This window comes from Arthrobacter sp. B1I2 (genome assembly GCF_030816485.1).
Taxonomy (GTDB): Bacteria; Actinomycetota; Actinomycetes; order Actinomycetales; family Micrococcaceae; genus Arthrobacter.
In genome coordinates this window covers 3,654,194-3,667,258 of record NZ_JAUSYC010000001.1, presented here as the reverse complement: position 1 = coordinate 3,667,258, position 13,065 = coordinate 3,654,194, and the positions used below count along the sequence as shown (strand labels likewise).

Genomic DNA, 13,065 nt, shown 5'->3' with positions numbered 1-13,065 from the left:
TTTATCCGGCCGCGGCCGGCTTTCCGGTTGGATGGCAGGTGCCGGCTGTCACGTTCCGGGGATTTGGAAATTGAACACGCCAGTGTCAAAGCGGTTGTAGGCCTCATAGTCAACGAGGTCGTAGAGCCTGGCACGGGTCAGCATGCTTGGAACCTGTGCCTCCTGGGAGCCGTCGGATTTGATCGATTCCAGAGTACGCTCAGCAGCGCCCATGGCACTACGGAGCAGCGTCACCGGATAGATCACCATGTTCACCCCGACGTCGGCCAGCTCATCCACCGTGAAGAGGTCGCTTTTGCCGAATTCGGTCATGTTGGCCAGGATCGGCACGTCCACCGCGTCCCGGATGGCCTGAAATTCAGTGAGGTCCTTCATGGCTTCCGGGAAGATCGCGTCCGCGCCGGCTTCAACGAGGGCCTTGGCGCGCTGTTGCGCGGCTTCCAGCCCGTCCGTAGCGCGGATATCGGTGCGTGCCATGATCAGGAAGTTGGGGTCCCGCCGGGCGTCCGCTGCGGCGCGGATGCGTTTGGTGGCGGTGTCGAGGTCCACCACATTCTTGCCGTCCAGGTGGCCGCAGCGCTTGGGGTTGAACTGGTCCTCGATATGGCAGCCGGCAAGGCCCGCGTTTTCGAGCTCCTGGACGGTCCGCGCCACGTTCATGGGTTCACCGAAGCCGGTATCCGCGTCAACGATCGAGGGCAGGTCCGTCATGCGGGCGATCTGCCCGGCGCGGGTAGCCACCTCCGTGAGCGTGGTCAGGCCGATGTCCGGCAGGCCGAGGTCGTTGGCCAGGACGGCGCCGGAGATGTAGACGCCGGCGAAGCCTTTTTCCTCGATCAGCCGGGCCGAGAGCGGGTTGAACGCGCCGGGGAACTGCTGGATGGTCCCTGAGGACAGCAGTTCCCGGAATCGGATCCGCTTCTGCTCCGGTGTGGTCTTCGAGTACAGCATCAGAAGAGTCCCTTCGGTGCCGCCGCGGGGTCGATGACGCCGGGGGCGGCGGTGATGTTGAGCTGGTCCAGTTCCCCGGCGGCGAGGTGGGGGAGGCGTTCGACGGCGGCGAGGAACCGTTCGATTTCAGCTTCCTCCACGAGCCCCGCGGCCAGGGTACGGAACTTGTTGACGTACTGTTCGCGGGCGAAGGGCCGGGCGCCCAAGGGGTGGGCGTCCGCGACGGCGATCTGGTCGGTAATGACGGTGCCGTCCTTGAGCGTGATTTCCACCGAGCCGCCGAAGGCCTTCTCGGCGATGTCCACGGAGTGGTAGCGGCGGGTCCATTCCGGATCTTCCACGGTGCTCACCTTGTGCCACAGCTCGACGGTGTCCGGGCGTCCGGCGCGTGCCGGGGCGTAGGAGTCCACGTGGTGCCAGGCCCCGTCCTGCAGGGCCACGGTGAAGATGTACGGGATGGAGTGGTCCAGGGTCTCCCGGGAGGCGGTGGGGCTGTATTTCTGGGGGTCGTTGGCCCCGGAGCCGATCACGTAGTGCGTGTGGTGGCTGGTCTTGATCAACACGGATTCGACGTTGGCCGGGTTGGTGACCTCAGGGTGTTCGCGGTGCAGCTTGCGGGCCAGGTCGATCCAGGCCTGGGCCTGGTATTCGGCCGAGTGTTCCTTGGTGTACGTGTCCAGGATGGCGCGCTTGGCTTCGCCGGGCGTGGGGAGCGGGACCAGGTAGGACGCGTCCGGGCCGTCGAGCATCCAGGCGATGACGCCGTCTTCGCCCTCATAGATCGGCACCGGGGAGGTCTGCCCGCGCATGGCCCGGTCCGCGGATTCGATGGCCATCTTGCCGGCAAACGCCGGGGCATGGGCCTTCCAGGTGGAGATCTCGCCCTTGCGGGACTGCCGGGTGGCGGTGGTGGTGTGCAGCGCCTGACCCACGGACTGGAAGATGGTTTCGACGTCGAGGCCCAGCAGGGTGCCGATCCCGGCGGCGGCCGAGGGGCCCAGGTGCGCCACATGGTCGATCTTGTGCTTGTGCAGGCAGATGGCCTTGACCAGGTTGACCTGGATCTCGTACCCGGTGGCGATGCCGCGGACCAGGTCGTTGCCGCTGGCGCCGACGTGCTGGGCGACCGCCAGAATCGGGGGAATGTTGTCGCCGGGATGGGAGTAATCGGCGGCGAGGAAGGTGTCGTGGTAGTCGAGCTCGCGGACGGCCACGCCGTTGGCCCAGGCCGCCCATTCCGGTGCCACGCGTTCCTCGATGCCGAAGACCTTGGATCCCTTGCCCCCGGTGCTGGGACCATGGGTCAGTGCCTGGGCGCGGGCTGCGACGATGGGACCCCGGTTGAGGGAGGCGATGGCCACCGAGGCATTGTCGATGACGCGGTTGATCACCATGTCAGTCACTTCGTCAGACACAGCCACAGGGTCCGCCGCAACCTGCGCGATCTTGTAGGCGAGCTGGTCCTCACGGGCCAGGTTTTCTTCGCTCTTGTAAACGCGGACGTGGTGTTCCTTAACCATGGTGCTCCTTTTGGTGGGATTCGTGGGTTGCTTTGATGTGGGAGAGGCTTCGGTGCAGGTGGACGATGGTGGCCGCCTCGGCGAGCTTCGGATTGCCGGCCGCGATGGCCTCCGCGATGGCGGCATGCTCGGCGGCTGCGGCAGTGAGGCGGCAGGCGTCGTCGGCCGCAAGCCGGCGGATCCGGACCAGATGCACGCGCAGGCTCCGCATGGCCTGGGCGAGGTAGGAGTTGGAAATAGCGGCGTCGATGGCTGAGTCCAGCCGGCCCACCAGTTCGTAGTACTCATGGAGGGCTGGGTCGCCGCCGCTGATCAGTTCCGGAGCCCGGAGCAGTTCGCGCTGCAGGCACTCGAACGTGGCGGGGTCGCCGCGCCTGGCGGCCAACGCCGCCGCCCTGCCTTCGAGGGTTTCCCGGAGTTCGAACAGTTCGTCGATGTCGTCAAGGGAGATGCCGCTGACGACGACGCCGCGGCCGCCCGCCGTCGTGAGCCCTTCCGCGGTGAGGCGGCCCAGGGCTTCCCGGAGCGGCGTGCGAGAGACGCCGAGGCGCTCGGACTGTTCCACCTCCGCAAGGACCGTCCCGGGCGCCAGGCGCCATTCAATGATGTCGTCGCGCAGGGCGGCATATGCCTTGTCGCTGGCGCGCACGGCGGTCTCCTTCCTCGGCTGACTGCACCAGTGTATACATAGACTCGCCTACATAGGGAAGAATCGCAATGAGGGACGGTCCTGGTGCCTTTCTTGTATACATCCGCTCTTGTGGGCGGCTGCGGCTCCCGCTACCATGAGCTGCATCACAACGTCGTGGACGGGATCATGCTATGGCCAGCAACAGCTACCGGGACAGCTACCAGCGCAGTGTTGAACAGCCCGAGGGCTTTTGGCTGGAAGCGGCTGAAAAGATCCACTGGAGCTCGCCGCCGGGCCGGGCACTGGATTCCAGCCGGGCTCCGCTTTACAGCTGGTTTCCGGACGGGGTACTGAACACCTGCTACAACGCCCTGGACCGGCACGTCGCCGAAGGCCGGGGGGAGCAGGATGCCCTGATCCATGACTCCGCCATGCTGGGAACCCGGCAGCGCTACACGTACTCCCAGCTCACTGACATAGTGGCGCGCTTTGCCGGTGTGCTGCGCAGCCACGGCGTGGGCAAGGGGGACCGGGTGGTGATCTACATGCCGATGATCCCGGAAGCCGCGATCGCCATGTTGGCCACGGCCCGGCTCGGCGCCATCCATTCTGTGGTCTTCGGGGGCTTTGCGCCCAAGGAGCTCGCGGCCCGGATCCGGGACGCAGCACCCGCCGCGGTGGTCACCGCGTCCGGCGGAATCGAGCCCTCCCGCCGGATCGAGTACCTGCCCGCCGTCGCCGAGGCGCTCAAGCTGGCAGGCAGCCCGGACATCCCCGTGCTGGTCAAGGAGCGGGCCGGCTTCGCGTCGGGGGCGGCGGACCACCCCGGCTGGCTGGACTGGGACGCGGCAATAGCCGCCGCAGAGCCTGCAGCTCCTGTTGACGTGAAGGCCACGGACCCGCTCTACATCCTCTACACCTCCGGAACCACGGGCACGCCCAAAGGGGTGGTGCGGGACAACGGCGGCCACGCCGTCGCCCTGCGCTGGACGCTGGAGAACATCTACGACGTCGGTCCCGGGGACGTGATGTGGACCGCCTCGGACGTGGGCTGGGTGGTGGGACATTCGTACATCGTGTACGGGCCGCTGCTCGCCGGCGCCACTACGGTGATGTACGAAGGAAAACCCGTTGGCACGCCCGACGCCGGCGCGTTCTGGCGCGTGGTCCAGGACCACAAGGTGAACGTTCTGTTCACCGCCCCCACGGCGCTGCGGGCCATCCGCAAGGCTGATCCGGAGGCGTCGCATCTGGAAAACTACGACGTCTCCAGCCTGCGGACCCTGTTCACGGCAGGGGAGCGGCTGGACACGGACACGTTCCACTGGGCATCCCGGGTCCTCGGAGTGCCGGTGGTTGACCACTGGTGGCAGACCGAGACCGGCTGGGCCATCTGCGCCAACCCGCGCGGCCTGGAGCAGCTGCCCATCAAAGCCGGCTCCCCGACCGTTCCAATGCCCGGATACAGGCTGCAGATTCTCGACGGCGCGGGCGGGGAGGTGGCACCCGGCGCCGAGGGCAACATCGTGCTGGGACTGCCGCTGCCGCCCGGCACCCTCACCACGCTTTGGAGAAACGACGAACGCTTTATTTCCTCCTACCTGCAGGCCTTCGAGGGCTGCTACGCCACCGGCGACTCCGGATTCCGCGATGAGGACGGGTACCTGTTTGTCATGGGCCGCACCGACGACATCATCAACGTTGCAGGACACCGGCTCTCCACTGGCGCCATCGAACAGGTGATTGGCCAGCATCCGGCAGTGGCCGAGTGCGCGGTGGTCGGCCTCGCCGATTCCCTCAAGGGCCAGCGACCCAGCGGCTATGTGGTGCTCAAATCCGGCGTCGACATCCCCGAAGACCTCCTGGCCAAGGACCTGGTGGCATTGGTCCGGCGGGACATTGGTGCGGTTGCCGACTTCAAGCAGGTGACGGTGGTGGAGGCCCTGCCCAAGACACGTTCCGGCAAGATCCTCCGCAAGACCATGCGCCAGATAGCGGACGGCGAGGAGTACACGGTGCCCTCCACGATCGAAGATCCGGGGGTCATCGACCAGCTCATCGGAGCGCTTCGGGTCAGCAAAGCAGAAGCCGGCTGAGGGCACAGCCTGGGCGTTCAACCCCGCAGCGGCTCAGCGGGCGTTCCAGCGGTACTCGTTCTCGGGCCTGCCGGGGGTGCCGTAGCGGGCGGTCCGGGAGACAGTGCCGGCATCGGCAAGGTATTCGAGGTAGCGCCGCGCCGTTACCCGCGACATCCCCAGGGCGTCCATGACCTCGGTGGCGGACACGGCTTCGGGTTGCCGGCGGAGAAACTCCTGGACGGAATCGAGCGTCGAGGTGGAAAGGCCCTTGGGGAGCGGGAGTTCGGACGGTGCCCGGAGGCTGGCAAAGGCCCGGTCCACCTCGCTTTGGGATGCACCCCCCTTGCCTCCACCAGCACTCGAACCCGCCAGTTGCTGCCGGAACTGGCGGTAGTTTTCCAGCTTGTCGGAGAATGTGGCGAACGTGAAGGGCTTGATCAGGTACTGGACTACGCCGATCGCCACGGCGCTGCGGACGATTGCCAGTTCGCGCACGGCGGTGATGGCGATAATGTCCGCCAGGATCCCCGCCGAACGCATCCGCCGGGCTATGTCCAGCCCGTGCAGGTCGGGCAGGTTCATGTCCAGCAGGACCAGTTCCACCGGCTCTCCCGCAGCCATGAATTCATTCAGCAGCCGCAGCGCCGACTGGCCGTCGGGAGCTGTCCCGGCGAGCTCGAATCCGTCCAGCCGCGCCACGTACGCCGCATGGGCTGCCGAGGCGATGGCCTCGTCTTCGACGACGAGGACCCGGATGTTGCTCACTGTCTGTGCTCCTTCTCCGCGGACACCGCTGCGGGCAGGAATACTTCGAACTTGGCACCCCGCCGGCCATTGATGGCCAGCGTACCGCCCAAACGCTGCACGGCCTGCCGGACCAGTGCCAGGCCAATGCCGCGGCCCCCGGCCCCCGCAGGCTTGGTGCTGAATCCGTGCCGGAAGATCTTTTCTGCGTCGGCCGCGTCGATGGGTGTGCCGGAATCGGACACGGCGATGTCCAGTCCTTCCTCATCCGCCTCCAGCGCCAAAACCACATTCCGGGGAGGCGGGGCATCGGCGGCAGCGTCGATGGCGTTGTCCAGCAGGTTCCCCAGGATTGTCACCAGGTCCTGGACGGCCAACCCGGGCGCCGTGCCCGAGCCCAGGGTGGACACATCCAGCTGGACGCCGCGTTCGTGGGCCTCGGCCACCTTCCCCATCACCAGTGCGCCAACCACCGGTTCATCGATCGAGCTCACCATGTCATCCGTCAGCCGCTGGCTCAGCGCCAGGTCCTGGGTGGCAAAGTCGAGGGCTTCCCCGGTCCGGCCCAGTTCCAGCAGCGAAACCATCGTGTGCAGCCGGTTGGCGTGTTCGTGGGTCTGGGCACGCAGCGCGTCGGAAAGGGTCCGCATGGTCTGCAGTTCGTTGCCCAGCGCCTCGATCTCCGTCCGGTCCCGGAGGGTGGCCACCGTTCCGTATACAGGGACCTTCCCGCGCATCCCCGGGGACTCAGGACCCCTGGCCGGTCCCTGGTTGACCACCAGCACGCGGGAGCCGGTCAGGACCATCTCGTCCTTGGTGGTTCGTCCGGAATCGAACAGGCGGCGCAGTTCGGTGTCCAGGGGAAGGTCTGCCAGCGACGGTGGCCGGGTGGGATCATTGCTGCCGGTCTCGGGCAGGCCCAGCAGCTCGGCGGCCTGGTCGTTGTACATCACCACACGCTTCCTGGCATCGATGAGGATGAGGCCTTCCCGGACCGAGTGCAGCACCGATTCGTAGTAGGCGAACAATTGCGCCAGCTGTTCCGGACCCCACCCTCTGGTTACCCGCCGCAGGTACCTGCCGAGCAGCCACGACGCGAGGGACCCGCCCACCAGAAGGGCTATGCCGACGGCCAGCAGGACAGGGAGGCGTCCGGCGAATGCGATATCGATGCTGCGGACGGTGACACCTACCGCCACCAGCGCCTTCACCGTGCCCGCGGAATCCTTGACGGGGACTATGGTCCGGACGGAGGGGCCCAGGGTCCCTGCCGTGACTTCGGTGAAGGCATGGCCGCGCAGCGCTTCGTCGATGGAGCCTATATAGGGCCGGCCCAGCTCCTCACCCCGGGGATGCGTCCAGCGGGTCCGGTCGGGAGCCATGATGGTAATGAAGTCAACGCCGGCTGCGGCGGTGACATCCCTGGCGTAGGGCTGCAGGAGGGCGGACGGGTCCGGCGTGGCAGCTGCCTCCAGCACCAGGGGATTGGCGGCGATGGAGGCGGCCACCCCTTCCATCCGGCGGCCGGCCTCGTCATATGTCCTGTCCCGCGCATCCACATAGGCGGCGGTTCCCACGATGGCTATAAAGGACACGACGATCAGCAGGTTCGCCAGGAAGAGCCGGCGGGCGATACTCCAGCGGTGGATCATGGCTGCCTCCCTTTGACCCTGTATGTGCCGCGACCAATATGAACGCAACGGTGAGCTGGATCACGGCGTACCCAATGATGGATATCACACCGCAAGGACGTGATGAGCCCAGAGACTGTGCGCCAGCGTCTATCAGATTATCCATAAGGAGACACATCATGGCTTCTCAACGAGGAGAGTCCCTTGACACCGTGAAGACGCGGCGCAAAGGCCTGGACAAATCGCACTACCTTTACATTGCCGTCATCGTCGCCGTGATTCTGGGTGCGGCCGTTGGCCTGCTGTTCCCGGAGGTGGGCAAGTCCCTCAAGCCCCTGGGCGACGGCTTCATCAAACTCATCAAGATGATGATCGCGCCGGTCATCTTCTGCACCATCGTCCTGGGCATCGGCTCCATCGCCAAGGCGGCCACCGTCGGTAAGGTCGGCGGCCTGGCGCTCGGCTACTTCATCGTCATGTCAACCTTCGCCCTGGCCATCGGCCTTGTCGTGGGAAACATCATCCACCCGGGTGAGGGCCTGAAGCTGACTCCGTACGACCCGAACAAAAAGGCCGCCACGGACAGCACCGTGGACTTCCTGCTGGGAATCATCCCCGGTGACGTTCCCGTCCTGCCCACCCTGCTGGCAGCTATCCTGGTTGGCTTCGCGCTGCAGAAGATGGGCGCCCAGGGCGCGCCGATCCTCAAGGCCGTCGGCCACGGCCAGGCCCTCGTGTTCCGCATCCTGATCATGATCATGTGGCTGGCTCCGGTAGGCGCCTTCGGTGCCATCGCCGCCGTCGTGGGCGCAACCGGCTTCCAGGCAATCATCAGCATGTTCACCCTCATGATTGCCTTCTACATCACCTGCGCACTCTTCATCGTGGTTATCCTCGGCGGACTCCTGCAGGTGGTGGCCGGCGTCAACATCTTCAAGCTGATGAAGTACCTGGCCCGCGAATACCTCCTGATCTTCTCCACCTCGTCCTCCGAGGCCGCACTGCCGCGACTGATCGCAAAGATGGAACACCTGGGCGTCTCCAAGCCGGTCGTCGGCGTGACCGTTCCCACCGGCTACTCCTTCAACCTGGACGGCACGGCCATCTACCTGACCATGGCATCGCTCTTCGTGGCCAACGCCATGGGAACCCCGCTGGACCTCGGCGCCCAGATCTCCCTGCTGATCTTCATGATCATCGCTTCCAAGGGCGCCGCCGGCGTGACCGGCGCAGGCCTGGCCACCCTCGCAGCAGGCCTGCAGGCCCACAGGCCCGAACTGCTGGGCGGCGTGGGCATGATCGTTGGCATCGACCGCTTCATGTCCGAAGCCCGCGCGCTGACCAACTTCACCGGCAACGCCGTGGCAACGGTCCTGATCGGCACCTGGGTCAAGGAGATCGACGGCGGACAGGTCACCCGCGTTCTCTCCGGCGAAGTCCCCTTCGACGAGCAGACCATGATTCCCGGACACGGCGAGATGGCACCGAAGGAAGAGGGCGCACTCCAGGCCGCCAAGGCCTAGTCCTGATCGGTGCAACCCCGCTAAACCGCCCCTGCAGCCACGCTGCGGGGGCGGTTTCGCATTCCCCCTCGCTTCAACCTTCGACCTCAGCTAGAGGGTCAAGGCTCAACATTCGCGGAAAGTCAAGTTCCGTCGAATACCGTGTCGGGCGCTGTAACCTAGGGAGCAGAACGAACGGCGCTGGTGAGCCAGCGGCAGGAAATCACCGTCATCGAAAGTGTGGACAGATACGTGAGCAGCGAACAGGGTTCAGCAACTCTGGAGGGCACGGAATTCGACCTGGAAAACGCGGTGATGGGGCCCACCGGGCGCCCATACCGGGAGTTCCCGGAACCCGCGCCGCTGTCCTCCCACGGTCCGGCCCGGGTGATCGCCATGGTCAACCAGAAGGGTGGCGTGGGGAAGACCACTTCCACCATTAACCTTGCCGCCGCGCTCGCTGAGTACGGCCGCCGTGTCCTGCTGGTGGACTTCGATCCGCAGGGTGCGCTGTCTGCCGGCCTGGGCGTCAACCCGCATGAGCTGGACCTCACGGTGTACAACGTCCTGATGGACCGCAAGGTGAACATCCGCGACGCCATCCACCAGACCGGAGTCGAGAACGTCGACCTGCTGCCGGCTAACATCGACCTCTCCGCTGCCGAGGTGCAGCTAGTCAACGAGGTCGCGCGTGAACAGGTCCTGGACCGTGCGCTCAAGAAAGTCGAAGACGATTACGACGTCGTCCTCATCGACTGCCAGCCTTCCCTGGGCCTGCTGACCGTCAACGCACTGACAGCGGCCCACGGGGTCATCATCCCGCTTATTTGCGAGTTCTTCGCCCTCCGCGCCGTGGCGCTCCTGGTCGAAACCATCGACAAGGTCCAGGACCGGCTGAATCCCCGGTTGCAGGTGGACGGCGTGCTGGCCACCATGTATGACGCACGGACGCTGCACAGCCGCGAAGTGATCACCCGGCTGGTGGAGGCCTTCGGTGACAAGGTTTTCGAAACCGTCATCAAGCGCTCCATCAAGTTTGCAGATGCCACCGTGGCCGCGGAGCCCATCACCAGCTATGCCGGAAACCACGTGGGCGCGGACGCCTACCGCCGGCTGGCCAAGGAGCTGATTTCCCGCGGCGGCGCACCCTAACCACCCCGTGGCCGAATCCAAACCCGGCTTCGAGGTGCGGCTGGCCAACTTCACGGGTCCGTTCGACCTCCTCCTGGGACTGATCGCCAAGCACCAGCTGGATATCACCGAAGTGGCCATCGCCACGGTCACCGATGAGTTCATCAAGTACATCCGGAAGCTGCAGCAGCTCGGTGAAGAATGGGCCCTGGACGAGGCGAGCGAGTTCCTGGTGATTGCCGCCACGCTGCTTGACCTTAAGGCCGCGCGGCTCCTCCCCGCCGGTGAAGTGGAGAATGACGAGGACATTGCCCTGCTGGAGGCACGCGACCTCCTTTTTGCCCGGCTGCTCCAGTACAAGGCTTTCAAACAGGTGGCAGGCATCCTGGGTGAAACTTTGCACCAGGAAGGCCGGCGCTTTCCGCGCCAGGTGGCCCTGGAAGGGCACTTCGCAGCGATGCTTCCCGAACTGGTCTGGAAACACACACCCCAACAGTTCGCCGCGCTGGCCGAGGCCGCGCTCCGGCCCAAAGCACCGGCGCAGCCACCGCAGGTGGCGCTCGGCCACCTGCATGGCAGCAACGTCAGCGTCAAGGAACAGGCCAGGATGCTGGGGCTTCGCCTTCAGCAGGAGTCGCCGCAGACCTTCCGTTCCCTGATTGCCGACGCCGACTCAACCCTGGTGGTGGTGGCCCGGTTCCTGGCCCTCCTGGAACTTTTCCGGGACCGGGCCGTCTCATTCGACCAACTGTCCCCGCTGGCGGAGCTTGCCATCCACTGGACAGCCGAGGGCCGGGAATGGTCAGCGGAAGACCTGAGCGAAGAGTATGAGGAGCAACTGTGAATTCCACCCCGCAGGACACCGACCGGGAAGACAGGGTGCCGCAGGAGGAGGTCGATCACGGCGCCATCTTTGACCACCTGCCCGGCGGTGCCAAGGCTGCCCTTGAAGCGGTGCTCATGGTCCTGGACGAACCCGCCACGGAGGAGGAACTGGCCGCAGGGGTGGGCCTCACGGTCGATGCCGTCCGCTCCATGCTGGCAGAACTGCAGCGCGAGTATAACGGTTATACTGTTAAAGCCCCGGATATGGAGAGTGCCAGCCACGCTGGCCTTGGCTCCAGCCCCCGGGGTTTTGAATTGCGGAACATCGCCGGTGGCTGGCGGATCTACTCGCGCACGGAGTTTGCCGACATTGTTGGCAAGTATGTGCTTGAGGGCCAGACTGCCAGGCTTACCCAGGCGGCGTTGGAAACACTGGCAGTCATTGCGTACCGCCAGCCCGTTTCCCGGGCGCGTGTGTCTGCAATTCGCGGTGTCAATGTTGATTCCGTCGTACGGACGCTGGCCCAGCGCGGGCTGATCGAGGACGCGGGAACGGATCCCGAGTCCGGCGCGATCCTCTACCGGACCACCTCCTATTTCCTCGAACGGATGGGAATCGGTTCAGTGGAGGACCTGCCCCAGCTGTCGCCGCACCTTCCGGGGCTCGACGGGATCGCAGAGTTCTACGACGCCGGGACGATGTAGGCAGGACCCCTGCCGGCACCGTTCCCATCAGCAGGTTTATTTATCAGGTTTTTTATCAGGGCAGACGAAGTCTGCACGGCTGGCTAGGGTTGTCCTTGGACATCTCTGCCGGCCAAAACACATTGAAGGACGGGTCATGACACAGGCGGGACGCCAGGGTTCACCACGTAACGGTTCGGGACGCGGCGGCAACGAACGCAACAATTCCCAGCAGCGCAGCGCACAGGGCGGCGGCTTCAGCGGAGGCTCCCGCGGCGGAGCAGGCAAGCGGGGCGCAGGATTCGGCGGGGACCGGCCGCACCGCGCCCCCAAGCCGCGCGAGGAACGCTTCATCGACCCCGATCTCGCGGGGGACCAGCAGGGACGTGCAGCTGAGGGTGCCCGTGACGCCAAGCCGTCGTCGCGCAAGCCCGCTGCCCGCAAGCCCGGCGCCAAGAAGGCCCCCGGAACCCCCGGCGCCCCCAAGCCCAAGCCACGCACGGGCACTCCCGGTGCGGCCGCTTCCCGAGCATTCGGCAGCGAACGCTTCGGCCAGAACCTGGGTCCGGTCCGCAAGCCCGGCCGCAAGAAGGGCCCCCGCGGCAACGTTCCGCAGTCCGAACTCCACGATGCCGACGGCGTGCGCCTCCAGAAAGTGATGGCATCCGCAGGAGTCGCGTCCCGGCGCGTCTGCGAAGAGATGATCGCCGAAGGCCGCGTTGAGGTGGACGGCCAGGTGGTCACGGAACTCGGCATGCGCGTCGATCCCAAAACCGCCGTCATCCATGTTGACGGCCTCCGGATCCAGCTGGACGAGAACCTGGTCTACATGGTGTTCAACAAGCCCAAGGGCGTGGTGTCCACCATGGAGGATCCCGAGGGAAGGCCCTGCATCAGCGACTTCCTCAAGAGCAACAAGAACACCGGCGAACGGCTCTTCCACGTGGGCCGGCTGGACGTCGCCACCGAAGGCCTGCTGCTGCTCACTAACGACGGCGAACTCGCCAATCGGCTGACCCACCCGTCCTACGAGGTCCCCAAGACTTACCTGGTGCAGGTGCGCGGGCCGTTCCCGCAGGGTGTCGGCGCCCAGTTGAAGTCCGGAGTGGAACTGGAGGACGGCTTCGCATCCGTTGACTCCTTCCGCTTGGTGGACTCCACTCCGGGCCACGTGCTGATCGAGGTTGTGCTCCACTCGGGCAAGAACCGCATTGTCCGCCGCCTCTTTGATGCCGTCGGCTTCCCGGTCCAGCGGCTGGTCCGCGTCAAGGTGGGTCCCATCGGCCTCGGTGACCAGCGCCAGGGCAGCATCCGCAACCTGGGCAAGCAGGAAGTCGGCCACCTGCTGGCATCCGTAGGGCTCTGACG

The 13,065-nt window shown here is 65.7% G+C and carries 11 protein-coding genes; 6 read left to right on the top strand and 5 right to left on the bottom strand.

What is annotated here, in order from left to right:
• Positions 1-48 precede the first annotated feature (48 nt).
• The 3 genes from prpB to QFZ57_RS17060 are packed head-to-tail and all read right to left on the bottom strand — an operon-like array spanning position 49 to position 3,120.
• Positions 49-951 (bottom strand): methylisocitrate lyase, encoded by a 903-nt coding sequence (prpB, locus tag QFZ57_RS17070; protein ID WP_306901046.1) that lies wholly within the window; start codon positions 949-951, stop codon positions 49-51.
• Positions 951-2,471: an MmgE/PrpD family protein gene (locus tag QFZ57_RS17065; protein ID WP_306901045.1), complete on the bottom strand. Its 1,521-nt coding sequence runs from the start codon at positions 2,469-2,471 to the stop codon at positions 951-953. Before QFZ57_RS17065 ends, prpB begins: the two co-directional genes overlap by 1 nt.
• Positions 2,464-3,120 (bottom strand): GntR family transcriptional regulator, encoded by a 657-nt coding sequence (locus QFZ57_RS17060; protein ID WP_306901044.1) that lies wholly within the window; start codon positions 3,118-3,120, stop codon positions 2,464-2,466. The genes QFZ57_RS17065 and QFZ57_RS17060 overlap by 8 nt, the downstream gene beginning before the upstream one ends.
• 173 nt (positions 3,121-3,293) lie before the next feature.
• Between QFZ57_RS17060 and QFZ57_RS17055 the strand changes: the two genes are divergently transcribed.
• Positions 3,294-5,198, top strand: a complete 1,905-nt coding sequence (locus tag QFZ57_RS17055; protein WP_306631692.1) for a propionyl-CoA synthetase — start codon at positions 3,294-3,296, stop codon at positions 5,196-5,198.
• Positions 5,199-5,231: 33 nt separating this feature from the next.
• On the opposite strand, the gene QFZ57_RS17050 is transcribed toward QFZ57_RS17055, so the two are convergent.
• Positions 5,232-5,945, bottom strand: a complete 714-nt coding sequence (locus QFZ57_RS17050) for a response regulator (RefSeq protein ID WP_306901042.1) — start codon at positions 5,943-5,945, stop codon at positions 5,232-5,234.
• The gene (locus QFZ57_RS17045; RefSeq protein ID WP_306901041.1) at positions 5,942-7,576 is read right to left on the bottom strand and encodes a sensor histidine kinase; all 1,635 of its coding nucleotides are present in this window, start codon (positions 7,574-7,576) and stop codon (positions 5,942-5,944) included. The genes QFZ57_RS17050 and QFZ57_RS17045 overlap by 4 nt, the downstream gene beginning before the upstream one ends.
• Positions 7,577-7,734: 158 nt before the next feature.
• Between QFZ57_RS17045 and QFZ57_RS17040 the strand changes: the two genes are divergently transcribed.
• The 5 genes from QFZ57_RS17040 (at position 7,735) to QFZ57_RS17020 (ending at position 13,063) form a co-directional block, all read left to right on the top strand.
• Positions 7,735-9,078 carry a cation:dicarboxylate symporter family transporter gene (locus QFZ57_RS17040; RefSeq protein WP_306631690.1) on the top strand — a complete coding sequence of 448 codons (1,344 nt, stop codon included), beginning with the start codon at positions 7,735-7,737 and terminating at the stop codon, positions 9,076-9,078.
• A 231-nt stretch (positions 9,079-9,309) separates the two neighbouring features.
• On the top strand, positions 9,310-10,209 hold the full coding sequence (locus tag QFZ57_RS17035) for a ParA family protein (RefSeq protein ID WP_306631689.1): 900 nt from the start codon (positions 9,310-9,312) through the stop codon (positions 10,207-10,209).
• A 7-nt stretch (positions 10,210-10,216) separates the two neighbouring features.
• Positions 10,217-11,032: a segregation and condensation protein A gene (locus QFZ57_RS17030; protein ID WP_306631688.1), complete on the top strand. Its 816-nt coding sequence runs from the start codon at positions 10,217-10,219 to the stop codon at positions 11,030-11,032.
• A gap of 35 nt (positions 11,033-11,067) precedes the next feature.
• Positions 11,068-11,718 (top strand): SMC-Scp complex subunit ScpB, encoded by a 651-nt coding sequence (scpB, locus tag QFZ57_RS17025; protein ID WP_306632549.1) that lies wholly within the window; start codon positions 11,068-11,070, stop codon positions 11,716-11,718.
• Positions 11,719-11,854: 136 nt separating this feature from the next.
• A complete protein-coding gene (locus QFZ57_RS17020; RefSeq protein ID WP_306901039.1) occupies positions 11,855-13,063 on the top strand; it encodes a pseudouridine synthase in 1,209 nt (402 codons plus the stop codon).
• The last annotated feature ends 2 nt before the right edge of the window (positions 13,064-13,065 follow it).